This is a genomic window from Phenylobacterium sp. (genome assembly GCF_031984885.1).
Lineage (GTDB): Bacteria > Pseudomonadota > Alphaproteobacteria > Caulobacterales > Caulobacteraceae > Phenylobacterium.
On the sequence record NZ_DAMABV010000017.1, the window covers coordinates 12682 to 34132 of the forward strand.

18 protein-coding genes are annotated in these 21451 nt (G+C 70.4%); 8 read left to right on the forward strand and 10 right to left on the reverse strand.

Translation table 11 applies throughout. From position 1 onward, the window contains the following. Positions 1-10 precede the first annotated feature (10 nt). From RTL41_RS18430 to RTL41_RS18455, 6 genes are all read right to left on the reverse strand, one after another. The gene (locus RTL41_RS18430) at positions 11-1216 is read right to left on the reverse strand and encodes an MFS transporter (protein ID WP_312166570.1); all 1206 of its coding nucleotides are present in this window, start codon (positions 1214-1216) and stop codon (positions 11-13) included. Positions 1217-1273: 57 nt separating this feature from the next. Continuing rightward, positions 1274-2854 carry a carboxylesterase family protein gene (locus RTL41_RS18435; protein WP_312166571.1) on the reverse strand — a complete coding sequence of 527 codons (1581 nt, stop codon included), beginning with the start codon at positions 2852-2854 and terminating at the stop codon, positions 1274-1276. A gap of 117 nt (positions 2855-2971) precedes the next feature. Beyond that, a complete protein-coding gene (locus RTL41_RS18440) occupies positions 2972-4066 on the reverse strand; it encodes a PepSY-associated TM helix domain-containing protein (protein WP_312166573.1) in 1095 nt (364 codons plus the stop codon). Continuing rightward, positions 4066-6177: a TonB-dependent receptor gene (locus RTL41_RS18445; RefSeq protein ID WP_312166575.1), complete on the reverse strand. Its 2112-nt coding sequence runs from the start codon at positions 6175-6177 to the stop codon at positions 4066-4068. The genes RTL41_RS18440 and RTL41_RS18445 overlap by 1 nt, the downstream gene beginning before the upstream one ends. A 148-nt stretch (positions 6178-6325) precedes the next feature. Next, positions 6326-6751, reverse strand: a complete 426-nt coding sequence (locus tag RTL41_RS18450) for a hypothetical protein (protein ID WP_312166576.1) — start codon at positions 6749-6751, stop codon at positions 6326-6328. A 68-nt stretch (positions 6752-6819) separates the two neighbouring features. Continuing rightward, positions 6820-7812 (reverse strand): AraC family transcriptional regulator ligand-binding domain-containing protein, encoded by a 993-nt coding sequence (locus RTL41_RS18455; RefSeq protein WP_312166577.1) that lies wholly within the window; start codon positions 7810-7812, stop codon positions 6820-6822. A 176-nt stretch (positions 7813-7988) separates the two neighbouring features. On the opposite strand from RTL41_RS18455, the gene RTL41_RS18460 reads away from it, so the two are divergent. The 3 genes from RTL41_RS18460 to RTL41_RS18470 all read left to right on the forward strand — a co-directional run bounded on the left by RTL41_RS18460 (position 7989) and on the right by RTL41_RS18470 (position 12756). Continuing rightward, positions 7989-9818: an NAD(P)/FAD-dependent oxidoreductase gene (locus RTL41_RS18460; RefSeq protein WP_312166579.1), complete on the forward strand. Its 1830-nt coding sequence runs from the start codon at positions 7989-7991 to the stop codon at positions 9816-9818. A 68-nt stretch (positions 9819-9886) separates the two neighbouring features. Continuing rightward, the gene (locus tag RTL41_RS18465; protein ID WP_312166580.1) at positions 9887-10384 is read left to right on the forward strand and encodes a DUF2267 domain-containing protein; all 498 of its coding nucleotides are present in this window, start codon (positions 9887-9889) and stop codon (positions 10382-10384) included. Between the two features lie 143 nt (positions 10385-10527). Beyond that, complete coding sequence (locus RTL41_RS18470; protein WP_312166582.1) at positions 10528-12756, forward strand: TonB-dependent receptor; 2229 nt, start codon at positions 10528-10530, stop codon at positions 12754-12756. On the opposite strand, the gene RTL41_RS18475 is transcribed toward RTL41_RS18470, so the two are convergent. Then, positions 12753-13772 carry a hypothetical protein gene (locus tag RTL41_RS18475; RefSeq protein ID WP_312166583.1) on the reverse strand — a complete coding sequence of 340 codons (1020 nt, stop codon included), beginning with the start codon at positions 13770-13772 and terminating at the stop codon, positions 12753-12755. The two genes, RTL41_RS18470 and RTL41_RS18475, sit on opposite strands and share 4 nt — an antisense overlap. A 154-nt stretch (positions 13773-13926) precedes the next feature. Here RTL41_RS18475 and RTL41_RS18480 point away from each other — a divergent pair, with 154 nt between their 5' ends. From RTL41_RS18480 to pseI, 4 genes are read left to right on the forward strand one after another with little or no spacing between them, the layout of a single operon-like run. Beyond that, positions 13927-14799 carry a class I SAM-dependent methyltransferase gene (locus tag RTL41_RS18480; protein WP_312166584.1) on the forward strand — a complete coding sequence of 291 codons (873 nt, stop codon included), beginning with the start codon at positions 13927-13929 and terminating at the stop codon, positions 14797-14799. A gap of 20 nt (positions 14800-14819) precedes the next feature. Further along, complete coding sequence (locus RTL41_RS18485; protein WP_312166585.1) at positions 14820-15767, forward strand: ATP-grasp domain-containing protein; 948 nt, start codon at positions 14820-14822, stop codon at positions 15765-15767. Further along, positions 15764-16450: an HAD family hydrolase gene (locus tag RTL41_RS18490; RefSeq protein WP_312166586.1), complete on the forward strand. Its 687-nt coding sequence runs from the start codon at positions 15764-15766 to the stop codon at positions 16448-16450. The genes RTL41_RS18485 and RTL41_RS18490 overlap by 4 nt, the downstream gene beginning before the upstream one ends. Continuing rightward, the gene (gene pseI / locus RTL41_RS18495) at positions 16447-17499 is read left to right on the forward strand and encodes a pseudaminic acid synthase (protein ID WP_312166588.1); all 1053 of its coding nucleotides are present in this window, start codon (positions 16447-16449) and stop codon (positions 17497-17499) included. Before RTL41_RS18490 ends, pseI begins: the two co-directional genes overlap by 4 nt. Before the next feature lie 143 nt (positions 17500-17642). Here pseI and RTL41_RS18500 read toward each other — a convergent pair whose 3' ends face one another. Both RTL41_RS18500 and RTL41_RS18505 read right to left on the reverse strand, forming a co-directional pair. Then, positions 17643-18275 carry a pseudaminic acid biosynthesis-associated methylase gene (locus RTL41_RS18500; RefSeq protein ID WP_312166590.1) on the reverse strand — a complete coding sequence of 211 codons (633 nt, stop codon included), beginning with the start codon at positions 18273-18275 and terminating at the stop codon, positions 17643-17645. A gap of 10 nt (positions 18276-18285) precedes the next feature. Continuing rightward, a complete protein-coding gene (locus tag RTL41_RS18505) occupies positions 18286-18981 on the reverse strand; it encodes a glycosyltransferase family protein (RefSeq protein WP_312166591.1) in 696 nt (231 codons plus the stop codon). A gap of 233 nt (positions 18982-19214) precedes the next feature. Here RTL41_RS18505 and RTL41_RS18510 point away from each other — a divergent pair, with 233 nt between their 5' ends. Then, complete coding sequence (locus RTL41_RS18510; RefSeq protein WP_312166592.1) at positions 19215-20291, forward strand: methyl-accepting chemotaxis protein; 1077 nt, start codon at positions 19215-19217, stop codon at positions 20289-20291. A gap of 149 nt (positions 20292-20440) precedes the next feature. Here the strand turns inward: RTL41_RS18510 and RTL41_RS18515 are convergent, their stop codons facing one another. Next, a complete protein-coding gene (locus RTL41_RS18515; protein ID WP_312166593.1) occupies positions 20441-21400 on the reverse strand; it encodes an AraC family transcriptional regulator in 960 nt (319 codons plus the stop codon). Positions 21401-21451 lie beyond the last annotated feature (51 nt).

The following is a 21451-nucleotide window of genomic DNA, read 5'->3' on the forward strand; positions in this document are numbered from 1 at the left end:
GGCGCCTGGCCTACTGCGCGGGCGCCGCGCGCGGCCTCGGGAACACGAAGGCCAGGGTGGTCAGGGCCGCCAGCGACATGGCCAGCGCCGCCGCCGGGATCGCCGGCACGCCGTAGGTGGCCAGGGCCAGCCCGCCCATGGCCGAGCCCAGCGCCTGGCCGACCGAGATCACCGAGCCGTTGAGGGCCAGCGCCACCGGCGCCCCCTCGGTCATCGAGATCAGCCGCGCCTGGATCACCGGGGTGATCGAGAACAGCGCCGTCGCCGCCACGAAGATGCCCAGGGCGACCAGCGCCGCGCTGGGCCAGCCGGCCGGCGCGACCTGGTGCGTGGCCGCGAAATGGATGGTCATCGCGCTCGCCTGGATCGCGAAGCCGGTCAGGATCCAACTGCGCCCGAGATCGCGGTCGGCGGCGCGCGCTCCCAGCCAGAGGCCGACGATGGACCCGAAGCCGATCATCGACTGGAAGGCCCCGACCCCGGCCCCGGTGACGCCGGCCCCGACCCGCACGATCGGGGCGATGTAGAGGTTCAGCGTCATGTTGGCCGCGAAGGCCAGGAAGGTGGTCAGGTAGAGCGGCCAGATCGCCGGCAGGTCCAGGGTTCCGCCGGCCCGCTTGGGCGGCGCCGGCACCCGCGGCAGGAAGAACAGCACGCCGATCAGGGCGATCGCCGACAGGGTCGCGGCGGTCAGGAAGGTCGCGCGCCAGCCGAACAGGTCGCCGACGACGCTGCCGATCGGGATGCCGATCACGAAGGCCAGGGTCATGCCGCCCGAGACCATGGCCAGGGCCGAGCCGCGCCGCTCGGGCGGGGCCAGCGAGGCCGCCGCGACGCTGGCGGCGGGGCCCGACATCGCCCCGGCCAGGCCGGCCAGCGCCCGCAGCACCATCAGCGTCTCGAAGTTCGGGGTCAGGGCGCAGGCGATGTGCAGCGCCAGGCCCAGGCTGAGCCCCGCGATGACCATGATCTTGCGGTCGACCCGCCCGAACAGCCAGGCGGCCACCGGCCCCAGCACCGCCGAGGTCAGCACGAACACGGTCTGCAGTTGTCCCGCCACGGCGGTGGTGACGCCCAGGTCCGCGGCGAGGGTCTCCAGCAGACCGGCGAAGATGAAGGCGCCCGACCCGAACGCAAACGTCACCATGGTCAGAACGAAGATGCGCGGGTTCATGCCGACCAGCTTAGCCGCGCCGCCATACCGGCCGCCAGACATTTGCGAGCCGCCGTTCGCCGAGGCGGACGTTTCCGACAGACCTGGCGTTCGGGCCGGCTATCTCGCCTGCCGCCGCTCCTGGTGCGCGGCGATGGCGTCCAGGGCGGGCGACCCGGCCGCCGATGCGCCGGCGCCGTCCTTGGTGAACGACAATCGCTGGTCGCTCGCCCGGGCATAGGCGGGCCAGGCCGGGCGCCCGCCGCCGTTGGGATCGCCGGTCCTGGCGAAGGCGGTCCAGTAGTCGCCGACCAGCCTGGCCGCTGCGGCGTCGGCCGGCGTCGGCGCGAAGTCGCCGGCCTCGAGGTTGCCGAACACGAAGGCCAGTTCCGTCGCATGGCCCGCGCCCTTCTGGGATTTGCGCTTGGCCTCGGGCACATAGCCGAAGCTGTAGAGCCAGGCCGGCTGGCCGACGGCGGCCTGGGCGCCGGCCAGGTAGCGCGCCGGCTCGACGAAGGTGACGTCGCTGGTCAGGTGTTCGCTAAATGCGGCCTTGTCGCCGTAGGCGGCCTGGATCTCGTCGCCGGCGCCCAGCTCCTTCAGGGTCTTGGCCGCCATCGGGCCGCGCAGGAACCCCGGCAGGAAGCCCAGCTCGTCGCTGTTGGCCCCGACCAGATAGGGCGTCCTGGCTTGGCGGCCGGCGGCGAATCCGGCCGCGGCGTCCTGGCCGATCAGCACGCCGTCGATCATCGGCCCGGAATAGGTGTCGGCCTCCTGGTTCAGCAGGTCGAGCTTGCCGCGCAGCGTCTCGGCCGGCAGCGCCCGCAGCGCCGCCAGGTCGTCGCCCTTGACCCCGGCCTTGGCCGCGAACGCCGCGCCGATCGCCTCGGCCGAGGGCTTGCCGGCGCGCTCGGCGGCCAGCAGGGGCAGGACGTCGCGGCCGCCGCCGGACTGCGCGATCGCCTTGTGGAACAGGCCCTGGGCCTGCGGCGCCAGCATCAGTTGGTTGACCGACCCACCGCCCGCCGACTCCCCGAAGATGGTCACGTTGCCCGGGTCGCCGCCGAAGGCCGCGATGTTGCGCTTCACCCATTCCAGCGCCGCCACCTGGTCCATGAAGGCGAAGTTGCCGGTCGCAGCCCCGCCGGCTTCCCGCGTCAACGCCGGATGGGCGAAGAAGCCGAACCGGCCCAGGCGATAGTTGAAGGTCACCACCACCACGTCGCGCGCCGCCAGCCTGGTCCCGTCGAAGATCGGCTGGCTGCCCGAGCCCATGACGAAGCCGCCGCCGTGGATCCAGACCATCACCGGCGCCTGGGTCGCCGCGGCCGGCGCCCAGACGTTCAGGGTCAGGCAGTCCTCGCTGGTCGGCTGGGCGGACTGGGTCTTGTCCCAGCCGACGCGGTTCTGGATGCAGTCGGCGCCGTACTGGTCGGCCTCGCGCACGCCGGCCCAGGGCGCCGGGGCGGCGGGCGGGCGCCAGCGCAGCTCCCCCACCGGCGGGGCGGCGAAGGGCACGCCCTTGAACACCTTGACGCCGCCCGCCTCGCGCCCGCGCAGGGTCCCGCCGTCGACCTTCACCTCGACGGGCGCCCCGGCCGAGGGCGGGGTCTGGCTCATCACCGGCTGGGCGCAGGCGCCGAGCGCCAGGGCCAGCGCGACCACCAGCCGGACCGCGCCATGGCGATTGCAAGACGTCATCGATTTCCCTCCCGCGCCGGTTCGAGCGGCGAGCGCGATGTTATGACCGCCGCGCGATGAAATCGAGATCATTTATGAGCGATTGTGAGCGAAATGCTCCACGCCGTCGCGCGGGGCCTAAGCCGCCGCCGGCGCGCGCCGGGGCCGCTTGCGCTTCTGGGTCTTCGGGCCAGCCCAGAAGGTCCACACCGCCAGGCTGCCCAGCAGGGCCAGGGTCAGGCCCGACGCGGTCATGACCAGCCGATAGGCCAGGCCGCCGACCTTGGCCGCGTGGATCGGGTATTCGGCGTTGGCGATCCGCACGCCCAGCGGCTGGGCCAGGGCGTCGCGGCTCGCCACCAGCCTGCCGTCGGCCGGATCGAACCAGAACATGGTCCGCCCGTTCGGCAGCCATTCGGCCTGCTGGCGCACGCGCAGCGAGATCAGCCCGCCCGGCTTGGCCGGCAGGCTGATGATCCGCAGTTCCGCGTCGGGATGCTTCGCCCGCGCCGTCGCGATCAGGGCGCCGTAGTCGATGTTCGGCGACAGCGGGCCGCCCTTGGCCGTGGGCGGCTTCTGGGCCGCGGCCATGACCGAGGGCCTGGAGAACGGGGCCAGCAGCACGTCCTCGACCGCCGGCAGGGTCATCATCACCCCGGTCAGCATCGAGACGAACAGCAGCGGCGCGGTCACCACCCCCAGGTCGCGGTGCTGGCGCACCACGCCGTTGCGCGTGAGGTTCGCAGGCCAGGGCCGCAGGGCGAACAGCCGCCGGGCCGGCCACCACAGGATCACCCCGGTGACCACGAATCCCAGCCCGACCACGGCCATGATCCCGGCCGCCGTCTTGCCAACGTCGCCGGCCAGCAGGTGGTGGTGCAGGTCGAACAGCCAGACCTCCGGCCGCTCCCACTTGGACGACCAGCGGGTGACGATCCGGCCGCTCTGGTCGGCATAGGCGCTGGCCTCGCCCTGGGCATAGTTCAGCCGGTGCAGGCCCAGCCGCTCGGACGCCAGCACGATCGAACGCGGCCGGTCGGGCGCCGAGAAGATGCGCTCCACCGCCGCGGCCACGGCGGCGGTGTCCTGCACCTGCGGGTCGGCCGCGTGCGGCAGGGTCGCGCGCAGGAAGTCGTCCTTGTGGACCAGCAGCGCGCCGGAAAGGCCCAGCACCGCCAGGAAGAGGCCGATCAGCCCCCCGGCCCATCGATGCAGGAGCCTCAAGGTTCCCATCAGAAGCGGCGCTCGAACCCGAGCGTGTACGACCGGCCGCGGCCGGCGAAATAGCGCAGGTTGTCGGTCGGGTTGCTCGTGTCCGACGAGTAACTCAGATAGTACTCGTCCATCAGGTTCTGCACGCTGAAGATCACGTCGCCGAAGCTGGCCTCATAGCGCACCGAGGCGTCGACCAGCGTATAGCCGCCGAAGTCGTTGCGCGGATCGGCGCCGTCGAAGCTGCGCTCCAGATAGGACTGGCTCTGCAGCCGGGCGGCCAGCGGCCCGCTCTGATAGATCAGCGCGAAGTTGAAACGGTCGGGCGAGATGTTCGCGCCGTCCAGGTCGATGTCGACGCTGCCGTCGCCGTTGCTGTCGGCGCGGCCCTTCAGCTTGGCGTAGCCGGCGTTGACGCTGACGCCGGGGACCGGGGTCCTGGCGGTGAGGTTCAGCTCCAGGCCCTCGATCTCCACCCGCTGGCGCTGCACGTCGTAGACGGCGGTGGCGGGGTTGAGCACCAGCAACTGGCCAAGCTTGGACTTGGACCAGAAGTAGGCGGCGCTGGCCTCGATCGGCCCGTGCTTCCACTCGGCCCCGATCTCCTGGTTGTCGGAGACCACCGGGCTGATGTCGAGGAAGCTGTCCACGTCGACGCCGTCGCGGTTCACCCCGCGCAGGATCCGGCCGACGTCGGGCACGGTGTAGCCCTCGGCATAGCTGGCGTAGAGCCGCAGGCCCTCGATCGGGTTCACCACGATCCCGCCGTTGACCAGGGTGGCGTCGAAGCTCGGCTCGCCGCCGCCGACCGCGCGCGAGCCGTAGGAGGCCAGCGTCGTATAGTCGTCGACCTTCAGGGTCACCGACTCGTAGCGCGCGCCGCCGGCCAGGTGCACCCGGTCGCCGAACAGGGCCAGGTTCGCCTGCACGAACGGCGCGACGCTGCGGAACTGGGTCGGCGGCACCCACATGCGGTTGGTGGCGATCAGCGACTGCGCGGTCTCGTCACGCAGGGTGTCGAGCCCCAGGGTCGCGTTCAGGCCCGGAACGAACGGGACCTCGCGCTCGTAGCTGGCCCGCGCGCCCAGCTTCTCGGACTCGTTGGACGACTGGTCGAACAGCGTCCCGACCGGCGCCAGGCGCGCGTCCTGGAAGGTGGCGCTGCGGTCGCCGCCGAAGGTGTCGCGCGAGCGGTTGTAGAATAGCTGGGCGGTCAGGTCGCCGCCCCACAGGTCGTCGTCGGTCAGGGCCAGCGAGATCGTCTCGACCCTGTTGGCCGCCGTGCGGCCCTCGGGCGCGCCGCGCATGGAGCTGGCCGGGCGGTTTCGGGTGCGGTCGCCGGCGACGATCACATAGTCGCCGTCGCCCTTCAGCTCGAAGCGGTTGGCGATCAGGTCGAGGCGCAGGCTCTCGTCGATCTGCCAGCCGAAGCGGCCGAAGATCGAGGTGCTGGTCGAATCCTGGATCTCGCCCTGGGTGTTGTCGACGCCGATGCGGTTCCCGTGGCCGTCATAGAAGGCGCCGCGCGCCTCGTAGGCCAGGCCGAGCGTGGCGTCGAAGGCGCCGCTGCGCCAGGCGCCCAGGCCCGCGGTCTTCCAGCCGAAGCCGTCGCCATGCCCCCGCGCGTCGGCGCCGGCCTGGACCAGGACGCGGCCCGACAGGCCGTCTTCCTTCGGCGGCCCGACCGTGACCTGGTTGACCACCCCGCCGGTGGCGCCGATGCCCTGCAGGGCGTTCGACCCGTAGATCAGCTCCACGTGGTCGATGAAGAAGGCGTCGATGGTGAAGCCGTCGCGCGAGCCGTCGCGGATCGGGGTCGACTGCGGGATGCCGTTGATCGCGAACAGCGGCGAGCGGCCGCGCAGGGTCTCGCCGCTGCCCGACAGCTTCTGGCGCGTCGGCGAGAACGAGGGCGACAGCGAGGACACCGCATCGACGATCGAGCCGCTGATCGCCACCTGCTGCGACAGGGTGGTGGAATCGACCACGTCCACCGTCATCGGCAGGGCGCTGGCCGGCAGGGTCGTGCGCGCGGCGGTGATCACCAGCTCGGAGACCTCGGTCGGCGCGGCCTCGTCGGCCCGCGCCTGTCCGCCCGCGATCAGGGCCAGAACGCTCGCGCCCGCCGCCAACAGGCTCCCGCGCGCCCTGCGCGCCCTACCGTCACCCACAACCATCTGAACCCCGACCTGTCTTGCACTGAGAGCCGCGCCTATAGCAGCGAATGCGAATTACTCTCAATAAACCTGTGCGGGAAACAGAAAACCTCGGGCGGTCGCCTCAGCCGGCGAACCAGCCGCCGACCACGCAACTGACCTGGCCGTCGCGGACCGTGACCGTCGCACGGCGCGCGGTCCCGGGCCTGTAGGTGATCGTGCGCCCCTCGGTGGTCACCGCCAGGGCGGACGGGGCGCTGAACTGGCAGACGCGGTAGACCTGCTCGCTGACGATCCCCCGCACCGGCGGCGCGACGCAACTGGCGTGGCCGTAGCGGCGGTCGAAGCGCACGGCGCCGTATTCGAAGGTCTTGGGCCCCTTGGCTCCGAACACCACGGGCGAGGTCTCGACCACCGGACAGGCGGGGCCGGCGATGTCCCAGGCCCTGCGCATGGCGTCCTGCTCGGACCAGGTCTCATAGAGCAGGAAGGCGGGAATGCTGACGACGACCAGCATCAGCCCGGCCAGGTTGACCACCTGTCCCGCCACCGAATCCAACAACGGATGTCGCCGCAGACGCTCCATGGCGCCAGTTCACCCCGGGCGCATCGCGATCGTCAACGCTCCAGCGGCCGCGCCTGGCGCAGCGCCCGGGGCGAGGCGCCCCACCACTGCGACACCGCGCGCGAGAAGGCGCTGGCCTCGGAATAGCCCAGCAGCCGGCTGATCTGGCCGATGCTGGCCTGGGATTCGACCAGCAGGATCAGCGCCTCCTCCATGCGATAGCCTTCCAGCAGCGCCTTGAAGCTGCTGCCGGCCTGCGCCAGGCGCCGTTGCAGGGTGCGGGGCGAGCAGCCGACCTCCTGCGCCACCGAGGGGACGTCGGCCGCGCCGGGCCCGAGCTTGCCGATCGCCGCGCGGACGTTCTGGCACAGGCCGTCCATCTGCCGCCGGCCGGCCAGCAGCGATTCGGCATAGGCCAGGTTGATGTCGCGCAGCGCCGGGTCGGCGCCGACCACCGGCGTGGCCAGGGCGGCGGCGTCGAAGTCGATGGTCGCCTGGACCGCGCCCATCCGCACCGGGCATCCCAGCAGCGCCGCGAACCGGGCCGGATCGGCCTGCGCCCGCCCGACCAGTTGCACCAGGGCGGGCCGCGGCCGCCGCCCGGCCGCGGCGGCCACCACCGAATCGATCTGCAGCGGGTCGATCGAGACCGCCGCCTTGCTGGGTTCGTAGGTCAGCCGCAACCCACCCTCGCGCGCGGTCGGCGCGAACCGGCCGCTGTCGCTGAGCAGCGCCTGGTAGCGGACCATGTGGCGCAGGGATTCCTCGAAGGTCTGGCTGTGGGCGCGCACCACGCTGACCACGTTCGCCGCCTGGACCGGCAGCCGCGTTCCGACCCTCAGCCCCAGCAGCGGATCCTCGCTCAGCGCCCGCGCCCGCCGCCAGATGCGCCGCGCCAGGCTGACCTCGATCTGGCCGGCGTCCGGCACGCGCCCGTCCACCACCCCGCGCAGGCCGTGGGTCAGGGCGGCGCGGTCCAGCCCCTCGCGCACCAGCGCGTCGAGCACCGCATTGATCCACACCGAGGCGATGGTGAGGGCCGACATCCGTTCTATCCGCCAGGTGATGAGCGTTCGCGTGGCGCGCAGCATCAACTTTTCGCGGCGGCCTGTCACGAGGATCGCGCGAGGGCGCCCATTCCGAACGGCGGCCGTCGGTTTCCCGTTGATTTCCGCGGGGGGAACCCTTTTTAGATAAAGCGGTATGTTTTCGGGAGGTATCGATGGCGGATTCAGCGGAAATCGCGGACGCGGCGACGACGGGAAAGGGGCTCGGCTTCGACCCCGGCAAGCTGCGCGAGAAGTACCGGGCCGAGCGGGACAAGCGCCTGCGGGCCGACGGCAACGAGCAGTATGTCGAGATCGCCGGCGACTTCGCCCATTACCTTGACGACCCCTATGTCGAGCCGGGCTTCACCCGCGAGCCGCTGACCGACGAGGTCGAGGTGGTGGTGATCGGCGGCGGCTTCGGCGGCCTGCTGGCCGCCGCGCGCCTGCGCGAGGCCGGGGTCAAGGACCTGCGGGTCATCGAGAAGGGCGGCGACTTCGGCGGCACCTGGTACTGGAACCGCTATCCGGGCGCAGCCTGCGACGTCGAGAGCTACGTCTACCTGCCGCTGCTGGAGGAGACCGGCTACATGCCGGTCGAGAAGTACACCCGCGCGCCCGAGATCCTGGCCCACAGCCGCGCCATCGCCCGCCAGTACGACCTCTATTCCAACGCCTGCCTGCAGACCGAGGTCACCGGCATGAGCTGGGACGAGGCCGCAGGCCGCTGGATCATCACCACCAACCGCGGCGACGCCATGAAGGCGCGCTTCGTGGCCATGGCCAACGGCCCGCTGCACCGGCCCAAGCTGCCGGGCATTCCCGGCGTCGACACCTTCAAGGGCCACACCTTCCACACCAGCCGCTGGGACTACGACTACACCGGCGGCGATTCCAACGGCGGCCTGACCGGCCTGGCCGGCAAGCGGGTCGGGATCATCGGCACCGGGGCCACGGCGGTGCAGTGCGTGCCGCACCTGGGGACGGCCGCCGGCCACCTCTACGTCTTCCAGCGCACGCCCTCGTCGATCGACGTGCGCAACAACCGTCCGACCGATCCGGAGTGGGCCGCCAGCCTGACGCCGGGCTGGCAGCAGGCGCGGATGGACAACTTCAACACCCTGGTCTCGGGCGGCTTCGCCGAGGAGGACCTGGTCAACGACGGCTGGACCGACATCATCCGCAACCTCGGCATGATCGCCCGCAACAAGAACGCGGCGGCCGGCGTGCAGGACCCGGCCGAGCTGGTCCAACTGGCCGACTTCCAGAAGATGGAGCAGATCCGCAGCCGCGTGGATTCGGTCATCCAGGACCAGGCCACCGCCGAGGCGCTGAAGCCGTACTACAACCAGTTCTGCAAGCGCCCCTGCTTCCACGACGAATATCTCGACACCTTCAACCGCCCGAACGTCACCCTGGTGGACACGCAGGGCCGCGGGGTCGAGCGCATCACCGAGAAGGGCGTGGTGGTCGGCGGCGTCGAGTACGAGCTCGACTGCCTGATCTACGCCACCGGCTTCGAGGTCGGCACCTCCTACGCCCGCCGCGCCGGCTACGACGTCCAGGGCCGCGGCGGGATCACCCTGACGCAGAAGTGGGAAGACGGCGTCTCCACCCTGCACGGCATGCACAGCCGCGCCTTCCCCAACTGCTTCATCATGAGCAACACCCAGTCGGGCTTCACCGTGAACTACCCGCACATGCTCAACGAGCAGGCCAAGCACATCGGCTACATCCTCAAGACCTGCGCCGAACGCGGGATCACCGTGGTCGAGGCCTCGGAGGCGGCCGAGAACGCCTGGGTGGAGACCATCGTCTCCTCGGCCCTGCAGCGGGCCAAGTTCGCTGAGGAGTGCACCCCCGGCTACTACAACAACGAGGGCAAGCCCTCGGCGCTCGCCGCCCGCAACGGCTCCTACGGCAAGGGCCCGGTCGCCTTCGTCAAGCTGCTGGAAGCCTGGCGCGAAGACGGTGCGCTGGAGGGCCTGGAACTCACCACCGGCTAGGCGGCGCAGCTTGGAACCTCCTTTGGCGGCGGCCGTTGGCAAGACGTCCGCCATCGAAGGAGGCTCCCATGAGCGTCAACGGCCTGGACGTCTTCGACAGGACGCTGCACACGACCAACGCCTGGCTCAAGGAGATCTCCGAAGAGCTGGAGGTCGATCGGCACACGGCCTGGAAGGTCCTCAGCACCGTCCTGCACAAGCTGCGCGACCGCCTGCCGGTGGACCTCTCGGCCCATCTCGGCTCGCAGCTTCCGCTGCTGGTTCGCGGCGTCTATTACGACCAGTACCAGCCGGCCAGGCAGCCCAGCCGCTGCAGCAGCCTGGACGAGTTCGTCGACGAGGTCGGCGAGTGGTTGACCGACGCCCGGGACCTTGATCCACGCCGGGCGATCGAGGCCGTCTGCCACGTGCTCTCGCGCCATCTCGCCCCCGGCCAGGTCGACAAGGTCAGGGCCAACCTGCCCAAGTCCATACGCGTCCTCTGGAGCGCGCCGGCCGATACCCCGCCCCGCCGCCGCCCCGCCAAGCCGGCCCAGGACGCCGCCGCCCTGGCGACCGGCATCTAGGCGCGTCCGCCTGATTGCGCGGCGCCGACGCCACAGGCGCGATATGTCGCGTCGTTGACGCTTGGGTTGCACTTCCATGACGACGCTAAGTCCCCTACAGCGCAGGGAAATCTCGCTGGGGGACCCCGCCAATGACTGCGCGTATGCGTTTCATGAACAAGGCTGCGCACGCCGCGCTGGCCGCCGCCGCCGGCCTGGCGATCCTCGCCCCGGCCCAGGCCTTCGCCCAGGAAACCGAACTGGGCGAGGTCATCGTCACCGCCCAGAAGCGGTCCGAAAGCCTCAACGACGTGCCGGTCTCGGTGACCGCCATCTCGGCCGAGAAGCTCGAGGTCCTCCAATCCTCGGGCGGCGACATCCGGGTGTTCTCGGCCCGCATTCCGAACGTGACGCTGGAATCCAGCTACGCCCGCATCTTCCCGCGCCCCTATATCCGCGGCCTGGGCAACACCGACTTCGACTTCAACGCCTCGCAGCCCGTCTCCTTCGTCTATGACGAGGTGGTGATGGAGAACCCGGTGCTGAAGAGCTTCCCGCTGTTCGACATCGACCAGGTCGAGGCCCTGCGCGGCCCGCAAGGCACCCTGTTCGGCCGCAACACCCCGGCCGGGGTGCTGAAGTTCGACTCCGCCAAGCCGACCCAGACCTTCGGCGGCTACGCCCAGGCCTCCTACGCCACCTTCGGCACGACCAACATCCAGGGCGCGGTCTCGGGCCCGATCATCGACGGCGTGCTGGCCGGGCGCCTGTCGGGCATCTGGATGCACCGCGACGACTGGATCGACAACGGCTTCACCGGCCAGGACGACGTCACCGGCGGCTACGACCAGAGCGCCATCCGCGGCCAGTTGCTGTTCACGCCCAACGAGTCGTTCAGCGCCCTGCTGAACGCCCACTATTCGAAGCTCGACGGCTCGCCGCAGATCTTCCGCGCCAACATCATCCAGCCGGGGACCAACGACCTCGTCCCCGGCTTCGACCGCGAGACGATCTACCAGGACGCCCAGCCGCGCACCGGCCAGACCATGGAAGCCTCGGGCGCCAACCTGAAGCTGACCTACGACTTCGCGGGCGACGGCCCGACCCTGACCTCGATCACCGCCTACGAGCACGTCACCGCCTTCTCCTGGGGCGACGTCGACGGCGGCTTCGGCGCGGTGTTCGCCCCGCCCTCGGGCCCGGGCCTGATCCCGTTCCCGGCCGAGAGCGCCGACGGCGTGCCCTATCACGCCCAATGGAGCCAGGAAGTCCGCCTGGCCGGCGACTACGGCGGGGTGAACTACACGGTCGGCGCCTTCTACTTCTTCGAAGACCTGAAGATCGACAGCATCAATTTCGACACCCTGGCCGGCGGGGCCCGCAACGGCTACGCCTACCAGCATCAGAAGACCAAGGCCTGGGCGCTGTTCGCCAACGCCGACTACAAGCTGACCGACCAGCTCACCCTCGGCGGCGGCGTCCGCTACTCCAACGACAAGAAGGAGTTCATCGCCCAGCAGACCCTGTCGCCGATCGGCCTGCCGCAGACCCCGATCCTGGCCGCCGACCCGGAAAGCGACGACGTCAGCTTCAATGTCAGCCTGACCTATGCGGTGAACGACGACGTCAACCTCTACGCCCGCATCGCCAAGGGCTATCGCGCCCCCTCGATCCAGGGCCGCCTGCTGTTCGGCTCGACCATCTCGGTCGCCGACACCGAGACCCTGATGTCCTACGAGGCCGGCTTCAAGGCCGACCTGTTCGACCGCCGGGCCCGGGTCGACGCCTCGGTCTACTACTACAAGGTCGACGACATGCAGCTGACCGCCGTCGGCGGCGGCGCCAACTTCAACCGCCTGGTCAACGCCCAGAACGCCGAGGGCTACGGCTTCGAGTTCAACGGCGAGGCCAACCCGATCGCGCACCTGCTGCTGACCGCGGGCCTCTCCTACAGCCACACCGAGATCAAGGATTCGAGCCTGGCCATCCAGCCCTGCGGCGCGCCCTGCACCGTGCTCGACCCGGCCGGCGCGCCCGGGACGGTGCTGGTCGACGGCAACAGCCTGCCCAACGCCCCGCGCTGGATCGCCAACGTCACCGCCCGCTACGCCATCCCGTTCCGCAGCGGCGAGTTCTACGCCTACACCGACTGGGCCTACCGCTCGAAGATCAACTTCTTCCTCTACCGCTCGGTCGAGTTCACCGACGACAAGCTGCTGGAGGGCGGGCTGCGCCTGGGCTACGCCACCGACGACGGCAAGTGGGACGCGGCGGTCTTCGCCCGCAACATCACCGACGACGAGAGCCTGGAAGGCGGCATCGACTTCAACAACCTCACCGGCTTCGTCAACGACCCGCGCACCATCGGCGTGGAGCTGAAGACCCGGTTCTAGCCGGCCGGAATGGTGACGAGGGGGGCGCGCGCCGCGTCCGCCTCGTCGCTCAGCGACAGCATCACCTGGGCCAACAAGAACACCTGCTTGGAGCGCACGTCGTCGGCCTCGATCCAGAACCAGCGGCCGCGATGCTGCACGGCCACGTGCGCCTGGGCCGGCCGGCTGGTCCCGCTATGCACCCGCACCAGGGCGTCGGCCGAGAACTCTCCGCCGCCGGTCAGGTCGACGCCCTGGGCCATCTCGCCCAGCACCTCGAACATCGAACGGGTCGAGATCGCCAGCTCGCCCGGTGCGGTCGGCCGGGCGGCGAACACCACCCGCACCTGCTCGCCGTCGAACTTCACGCCCAGCAGCCGCTTCAGCAGCTCGATATCGGCCAGTTGCGCCGGGGCCGGATGCGGCGCGACCTGCGCCACGCCGGCCACGCCGTGTTCCTGGGCGTGCAGGCGCAGGTTCAGCGCCCCGCTGCCCTGCAGCCGCCGCATGGCGGCGGCCACCGCCTCGAACTCCAGGTCGCCGGCCTGGGCGAACAGCTCGGCGCGGCTGGTGTTGCGCACGCCGTTGATCGAGCGCACCGCGATGCGCAGCAGGTAGTCGGACGCCCAGCCGGCCTCCATCATCGCCAGCAGCGATCCGGGCGGCATCGGCGAGAGCAGGCTGCGCGTGAACCGCTCGCCCGACAGCGGCGTGTAGGTCACGGTCGGGGATTCCCGCAGCAGGACCGCGCCGCTCACGCCCCCGGTCTCGGCGTCGCTCGGCGGCGAGAACTTCAGGTTCAGCCCGCCGCTGCTCTCGCGCGTGTACTGGCTGATCACCGAGGCCACCGACAGGAACAGCGGCGCATCGCCATAGCGCATGGCCACGATGTTGGAGAGCAACTGCTCCTTCTCGCTGTCGCGCAGGCGCTCGGTGTAGTCGTCGCGGTCGATCCCGACCCGCTGGGCGCCGATCGTCGAACAGCCGGCCGCGGCCAGGGCGAGGAGACAGACGATCGCAGCGCGTACCCGGCCCATGGCGCCCTCGGCTTCCAGAGGCTTGAGGCTCGGCCCCGGCGCGGCCCCGGGTCAATCAGGGTTTTCCCGCATCTGCGACCGCACGGCGCATCCAGATTGACGGAGCCTTAACTACGATCAGGGGCAGATGGGCCGTCGAAGGGGGAGTGTCGCCTTGAGCCTCAAACTGGTCGAACGGCCCGAGGGCTATTTCGAGATCGAGCCGCGCCCGACGCCGGACGAGCTGGCCGCCTACTATCGCGACAAGTATTTCGGCGCCACCGACGGCCGCACCCCCTACGCCCACGGCTACACGGCCGAGGAACTGGAGCACAAGCTGCTGCAGCCGGCCGAGACCGAGCGGGTCTGGGACCGCGCGCCGGGCCGCCTGCTCGAGGTCGGGGTCGGCGAAGGCTTCACCCTCGACTATTTCCTCAAGCGCGGCTGGCAGGCCAAGGGCCTGGACTTCACCGACGACGGCGTGCGCGAGTTCCACCCGCACCTGACGCCGCACCTGATGCTGGGCGACGCCTTCGCCCTGCTCGACGAGGAGATCGCCAAGGGCGAGGTCTACGACCTGGTGATCTGCAACAACGTCCTGGAGCACGTCATCGACCCCATGGGCCTGCTGCAGCGGCTGCGCGCCATCGTCGCGCCCGGCGGCCTGCTGCGCGTCGCCGTGCCCAACGACGGCTCCTGGCTGCAGGACCAGATCGTCGCGCGCGGGCTGGCCGACCCGCAGTTCTGGCTGGCCGCCCCCGACCACCTCAACTACTTCAACACCGACACCCTGCCGCTCGCGCTCGCCGCCCACGGCTGGGAGGTGGTCGAGCACCTGGGTGAATTCCCCATCGACATCTTCCTGCTCAATCCGGACACCGGCTACATGCGCGACCGCAGCAAGGGCCGGAACTGCCACTTCACCCGCGTCGCCTTCGAGATGGGCCTGTGGCGCGAGCGCTCGCTGGACGCGGTGATCGAGTTCCGGCGCGGCTGCGCGCGGGCCGGGGTCGGCCGCAACCAGACCGCCTACGCCCGGCCGATCTAGACGGGAGCCGGCGGGCGGCGATGAACGTCCTCATTCTCAGCGCCGCCGCCAAGGTCCTGCTGGTCCAGGCGTTCCAGGCCGCCGCGCGGCCGCTGGGCGGCCAGGTGATCGCCGCCGACATCGCCCGCGACAACGCCGCCCTGTTCGCGGCCGACCAGGCGCTGATCCTGCCGCGCAGCGACGACCCCGGCTTCGCGGGCGCGCTGGCGGACGCCTGCGCCCGCCACGGCGTCGGCCTCATCGTCCCCACCCGCGACGGCGAGCTGGCCGTGCTCGCCGCGGCCCGCGAGCGCCTGCACGCGCAGGGCGTCACGGTCCTGGTCCCGTCGCAGGACGCCCTGGCGCTCTGCCGCGACAAGCGCCGCTTCGCCCAGGTCTGCCACGGCCTTGGCCTGGCCACGCCCAGGACCTTCGCCCCTGGCGAGGCCCCCGACCGCTATCCGGTCTTCGTGCGCCCGGTGGACGGCGCCGGCGGCCGCGGCGCCCGCCGCGTCGATGGCCCCGCCGACCTGCCGGCGGGCGAGGATCACCTGGTCCAGGCCTTCGACGACGGCCCGGAGTTCACCATCGACGTGCTGATGAGCCTGGACGGCGCGCCGCTGCAGGCGCTCGCCCGCCGCCGGCTGCTGGTCCACGGCGGCGAGGCGACCAAGTCGCGCACCGAGGACATCCCCGCCCTCGCCGACCAGGCGCTGAAGCTCTGCGCGGCCCTCGGCCTCGTCGGGCACAACGTCGTCCAGGCCTTCCACGACGCGGCCGGCACGCGGTTCATCGAGGTCAATCCGCGCTTCGGCGGGGCCTCGAACCTCTCCATCCAGGCCGGCCTGGCCTCGCCCGAGCGCATCCTGCAGATGGCCCGCGGCCGGACCGCCGAGGCCGCCCGCCCGCGCCCGATCGCCTACGGCCTGACCATGCTGCGCTACGCCCAGGACCGCATCGTCACCGACGCCGAGCTGGCGGCCCTGTGATCTGCGCCCTGCTCATCGACCTGGACGACACGCTCTATGACGAGCGGACCTACGTGCTCTCCGGCTTCCGCGCCGTGGCGGACGAGCTCGCGCAGCGCCATCCGCGCCTGGACGCCGCTGCCCTCGCCGCAAGCATGGAGGCCGAACTCGACGCCCATGGGCGCGGGCGCATCTTCGACGCGGTGCTGGCCCAGGCCGGGCTGCCTGCCTCCCCGGCGCTGATCGCCGAACTGGTCGGCGTCTATCGCGACCATCGCCCGACGATCAGCCTCTGGCCCGGCGTCGCCGACACCCTGGCGGCGCTGGCCAGGTCCTATCGGCTGGCCATCGTCACCGACGGCCTGGCCCTGATGCAGTCGCGCAAGGTCGAGGCCCTGGGCGTCGCCGACCTGGTCGACGAGGTGCTGCTCTGCTGGGAGCACGAGGCGCCCAAGCCGAGCCCGGCCTGCTATCTTGAGGCCCTGCGCCGGCTGAGCGCCTTCCCGGCCCAGGCGGTGGTGATCGGCGACAATCCCGGCCACGACATGGCCGCCGCCGCCGCCGCCGGCTGCCGCTCGGTGCGGGTCCGCACCGGCAAGTTTTCGGCCCTCGGCCACGGCGACTTCCCGCCGGACGCCGAGGCGCCGAGTTTCGCGGAGATCGCGCCGGTGCTGGCGCGGCTCGAACCTGGAGACGGCGCGTGAGCCAACCCCTCGTCACCATCGCCGGCCGCAAGATCGGCCCCGGCCATCCGCCCTATATCGTCGCCGAGATGTCGGGGAACCATAACGGCCAGATCGAACGCGCCCTGGCCCTGATCGACGCGGCCAAGGCGGCCGGCGCCGACGCGGTGAAGCTGCAGACCTACACCGCCGACACCATCACCATCGACCATGACGGCCCCGGCTTCACGGTCGAGGGCGGCCTCTGGGACGGGCGGCGGCTCTACGACCTCTACCAGGAGGCCCACACCCCCTGGGACTGGCACGAGCGGCTGTTCGCCCACGCCCGCGAGATCGGCGTCACCGTCTTCTCCTCGCCCTTCGATCCGACTGCGGTCGAACTGCTCGAAAGCCTCGGCGCCCCGGCCTACAAGATCGCCTCGTTCGAGCTGGTCGACATCCCGCTGATCGAGCTGTGCGCCCGCACCGGCAAGCCGCTGATCATGTCGACGGGCCTGGCCTCCCCGGCCGAGATCGCCGAGGCGGTGGCCGCGGCCCGCGCCGCCGGCGCCCGCGAGCTCATCGTGCTCCACTGCAACAGCGGCTATCCGACCCCGCCGTCCGACATGAACCTGCTGACCCTGCCGCACCTGGCCGCCGAGCACGGCGTCCTGGCCGGCCTGTCCGACCACACCATGGGCGTCACCGCCTCGGTGGCGGCGGTGGCCCTGGGCGCCTGCTTCATCGAAAAGCACTTCACGCTCAGCCGCGCCGAGGGCGGGGTCGATTCCGACTTCTCGCTAGAGCCGGCCGAGCTGGAACGGCTGGTGGTCGAGTGCCGCGACGCCTGGCTGGCGCTCGGCTCGGTCCGCTACGACGAGGCGCCGTCCGAGGCTTCCAGCCGCGATCACCGCCGCTCGCTCTACGTGGTCGCCGACGTCGCCGCCGGCGAGGCGCTGACCCCCACCAATGTCCGCTCGATCCGCCCGGGCTTCGGCCTGCCGCCCAAGCACCTGCCGCAGGTCCTCGGCCGCAAGGCGACCCGCGCCCTGCCCCGCGGCGCGCCGCTCGACTGGTCGATGGTGGAATAGCTCAGAGCCAAATCCACCGACCACCGCGTCATCAGGTCAGTTGAGCTTTTGCGGCGGGGCGGCGCCTCATTCGTCAGGCCCGGCGCGAATGGGTCCCGGACAAGCCCTGCGGGCTTTCCGGGACGACACGTCAGGTCTAGGGTCTATCCCTTCCGGAACAGCCACCAGGTCGCGTCGTCCAAGCCCGTCGCCCGCTTCCAGAAGAAGCCGTAGTCGACCAGCTTCAGGTCCGGGAAGCGGTCCATGTAGAGGCCGCCGAAGTCGTTCTTGAACAGCAGGCCCTCGTGGCCGCGATAGCTCAGCGTCTCCGGCCGCGGCGAGAAGTACTCGGCGCACAGCACGTACTTGGACGACACCCGGTGGATCTCCTCCATCGTCGCCGGCAGCCGCGAGGGGTCGACGTGGATCAGCACCCCGGTCGTGAAGGCCATCTCCACCGCCCCGTCGGCCAGCGGGATCTTGTCGCCGAAGCCCGCGTGGAGCCGCTCGGCCGGCAGGACGCCGTCCGCCAGCACCCGTTCGCGCGCCGCGGCGTTCGGCTCGATGGCCGAGAGCTCGGCGCCCAGCAGCCGCGGCATGACCCGCAGGTTGAGGCCCAGGTTGCAGCCGACCTCCAGGATCGACTTCGGCGGATCGCCGGCGAAGGCCTGGGCGAAGCGGCCCCACATGAAGGTCCGCGCCCGCAGCGCCTCGTCGGAGGCGACGTTGCGCGCGGTGTATTCGGCGCCGAACTCTCCCGCCCAGGCGGATTTCGGGTCGGCGGGGGCGCTGGTCATGGGGGGACTCCTAAAGCTCGGATTCGAAATGGGAGAAGGGCAGCGCCCGGATGTCGTCGGAGGTGAAGTCCGGCTTGGTCGGATAGAGCGCGGCGTAGACCCGCTCCACGAAGGCGAAGTCCTCGGGCGTGTCGACGGTCCAGCGCAGGGCGCTCTCGTCACGGCCCTGGACCAGCTCGCCCTGGGTGAAGCGGTCGGGGTTGCGGTAGAGGAACGGCGTCACGTGCTCGCGGTCATAGGGATCGCTGGCCTCGCGCCCGGCGATCAGCAGCCCCTGCGCCTCGAACACCTCGACGTCCAGCCCGCGCGGATAGGTGCGGTTGCGGCCGTTGGAGCAGTAGTCGACGCGCAGGCGCGCCTGCAGCCGCACGCAGTCGTCGATGACGCCCGGATCGGCCAGCGGGCAGTCGGCGGTCAGCCGCACCACCTGGCCGCTCACGCCCAGCGCCTCGATCGCGCCGACATAGCGGCCCAGCACGTCGGCCAGCGGGCCGCGATGGACCTCGACGCCGATGTCCGCAAGGAAGCTCGCCAGCACGTCGTCGGAAGCATCGTCGCTGGTCGCCACGATCAGGCGCGACAGGGTCGCAGAGCGGCGCAGGCGCTCGATCTGGCGCTCGACCATCGGCCGCCCCGCCAGCAGCTTCATCACCTTGCCCGGCAGCCGCGACGAACTCATCCGCGCCTGCAGGATCGCGACCGCCATATGCCCGTTCCCTCGAATGGCGCGACGATAGGCGAAGGGCGTTGAGCCGGCGTTAACCGCGTTCAGAAGCTCGCAGACGCCGGGTCCTTGGGCAGTTTCGGCGTCTGGACGCCCAACAATCAGGCGCCGGGCCGCCGTCGTCGCGAGGCCCGTTACCGCATGGCGAAGCTTGGTCTAACGTCCTGATTCGGTTGCGGAAGGATGGCCGTAGAAGCCACGATCCGGGGGAGATGATGTCTGAATCCGACGGCACGCTCGTACCGGAGCGGATCCTTGAGTTGTCCGCGCGCCTGTCGACGGTCGCCGGCGACAAGATCGGAGAGATCTCGGCGATCAATCGCCAGGCCAAGATGCTGGCCATCAACGCCCTCATCACCGCCGCGCGGGCCGGCGAGGCGGGCAAGGGCTTCGCGATCGTCGCCGAGGAGTTCAAGCGGATCGCGGCCGAGATCGACGAGGTCGCCCTGGCCATGGAGAGCCAGGTCCGCACCGACCTGGCCGAGCTCTCGGAGGTCGGCGCGGCGATCCTCGCGCACATGCGCGGCCAGCGGCTGGCCGACCTGGCGCTGAACGCCATCGAGATCATCGACCGCAACCTCTATGAGCGCACCTGCGACGTGCGCTGGTGGGCGACCGATTCGGCCGTGGTCGAGGCGCTGGCCGCGCCGTCGCCCGAGACCGCCCGCCACGCCAGCCGCCGGCTGGGCATGATCCTCTCGGCCTACACCGTCTATCTGGACCTCTGGATCTGCGACGCCGCCGGCAAGGTGGTCGCCAGCGGCCGGCCCGAGCGCTATCCGCAGGCGGCGGCGCTGTCGGTCGCCGGGGCCGGCTGGTTCCAGCAGGCGATGCGCACACGCGACGGCGACGAGTTCGTGGCCTGGGACATCGAGCGCTCGCCCGCCCTCGGCGGCGAGCCGGTCGCCACCTACGCCGCCGCCATCCGCGAGGACGGCCGCAGCGACGGCCAGGTCCTGGGCGTGCTCGGCATCCACTTCGACTGGCGCCCCCAGGCGCAGGCCGTGGTCGACGGCGTGCGCCTGACGGCCGAGGAGCGCAGCCGCTCGCGGGTCATGCTGCTGGACCACGCCGGCCGGGTGCTGGCCGCGTCCGACCGCGCCGGCGCGCTGGAGGAACAGTTCAGGCTGCCCGCCGCAGCGGTCGGCATGGGCAGCTATTCGCTGGAAGGCGCCACGGTCGGCTACGCCCTGACCCCCGGCTACGAGACCTATCGCGGCCTGGGATGGTACGGCTGCATCCTGCAACGCGAGCCCGCGGAGGCGGCGCAGGCCCGCGCCGCGCGCGCCTAGCATGGGCCTCACGCAGCCGGCCGCGAACCCGCGGGCGGTGACGTAGAAGAATCGGCGTAGTTAGTAATTTCTTCCGGCTGAGCCGGGACCCTGCTCATTTGGAGTCCCGGTAGACCCAGAATCGTTCAGTCGGCTGCACGTTGCCGTGCTCAGGCAAGTTCACCAAGATGCTGGCGAACCCACCCGGCCTCTTCGGAGGCGGTGCGCCGGAAGTGTCGCTTGAAATCGCGGCTGAACTGGGCGGGGCTCGCGTAGCCGACTGACGCTGCGACCTCCGCAATCGTCTTGTCCTGACGCGCGATCATCAGGCGCGCCTCGTGAAGTCGCATCGCCTTCACATATTGTATCGGCGTGCTGCCGGTCAGGGCTTTGAAATGGACGTGGAAGGAGGGGACGCTCATGCCTGCTTCACTGGCCAGCGCGGCGACCGAAATGCGGGAGCCGTAGTTCTCGCGTAGCCGCGTGAGACTTTGCACGATCCTCCCGGACGTACCCCGCTGCCGCAAGGCTGAGATCATCGCACCGCCCTGCGGGCCGACAAGCACCCGATAATGCAGCTCGCGCAGGATGCCGGCGCCCAGGACAGCAAGCTCGACCGGATCATGCAACGTCCGCAGCAGCCGCAGCAGAACATCTTCAATATCCGGCTCCATCCGGCTCGACACGAGACCCCTCATTTTTCCTACGGACGAATCTGACGGCCTCATGTCCACTTCCGAGACGATCTCGGCAGCCAGGCGCATATCGAATTCGACATAAACCGCGAGCAATGGCCGTTCGGGGCTCGCCACGGATTCCATTCGAAACGGAACCGGCACCGACACGGCCAGATAGTGCTCCTCATCATAGAGATAGACCTCGCCTTCAAGCATGCCCCGCTTGCGGCCCTGCAACACGAAGACTGCGCCCGGCTTGTAGAGCACGGGAACGTCGTGAAGCACCGTCTCGGCTCTGAGAATGCGGACGCCATGAAGCGGCGTCGGATTGTATCCTTGAAGGGGCGCAAGACGATCGGCGAGTTCCACGAGTTCGTGCCGCTTGGTCGGCTCTTTCTCCGCACTCATAGGATGGGGCAAGGCATTCATAGAACCTGCAATCGATACCCGCATAGATCGATACTATCAGTCAAATGCCTCAAGGGATCAATTGGAGAATGCCCA

Coding starts and splice junctions, on each gene's coding strand:
- RTL41_RS18475 (WP_312166583.1), bottom strand. CDS start 13,772: ATGGGCCGGGTACGCGCTGCGATCGTCTGTCTCCTCGCCCTGGCCGCG.
- RTL41_RS18455 (WP_312166577.1), bottom strand. CDS start 7,812: ATGTCGGCCCTCACCATCGCCTCGGTGTGGATCAATGCGGTGCTCGAC.
- RTL41_RS18430 (WP_312166570.1), bottom strand. CDS start 1,216: ATGTCTGGCGGCCGGTATGGCGGCGCGGCTAAGCTGGTCGGCATGAAC.
- RTL41_RS18515 (WP_312166593.1), bottom strand. CDS start 21,400: ATGCGGGTATCGATTGCAGGTTCTATGAATGCCTTGCCCCATCCTATG.
- RTL41_RS18440 (WP_312166573.1), bottom strand. CDS start 4,066: ATGGGAACCTTGAGGCTCCTGCATCGATGGGCCGGGGGGCTGATCGGC.
- RTL41_RS18510 (WP_312166592.1), top strand. CDS start 19,215: ATGTCTGAATCCGACGGCACGCTCGTACCGGAGCGGATCCTTGAGTTG.
- RTL41_RS18505 (WP_312166591.1), bottom strand. CDS start 18,981: ATGGCGGTCGCGATCCTGCAGGCGCGGATGAGTTCGTCGCGGCTGCCG.
- RTL41_RS18435 (WP_312166571.1), bottom strand. CDS start 2,854: ATGACGTCTTGCAATCGCCATGGCGCGGTCCGGCTGGTGGTCGCGCTG.
- RTL41_RS18465 (WP_312166580.1), top strand. CDS start 9,887: ATGAGCGTCAACGGCCTGGACGTCTTCGACAGGACGCTGCACACGACC.
- RTL41_RS18460 (WP_312166579.1), top strand. CDS start 7,989: ATGGCGGATTCAGCGGAAATCGCGGACGCGGCGACGACGGGAAAGGGG.
- RTL41_RS18485 (WP_312166585.1), top strand. CDS start 14,820: ATGAACGTCCTCATTCTCAGCGCCGCCGCCAAGGTCCTGCTGGTCCAG.
- RTL41_RS18470 (WP_312166582.1), top strand. CDS start 10,528: ATGCGTTTCATGAACAAGGCTGCGCACGCCGCGCTGGCCGCCGCCGCC.
- RTL41_RS18500 (WP_312166590.1), bottom strand. CDS start 18,275: ATGACCAGCGCCCCCGCCGACCCGAAATCCGCCTGGGCGGGAGAGTTC.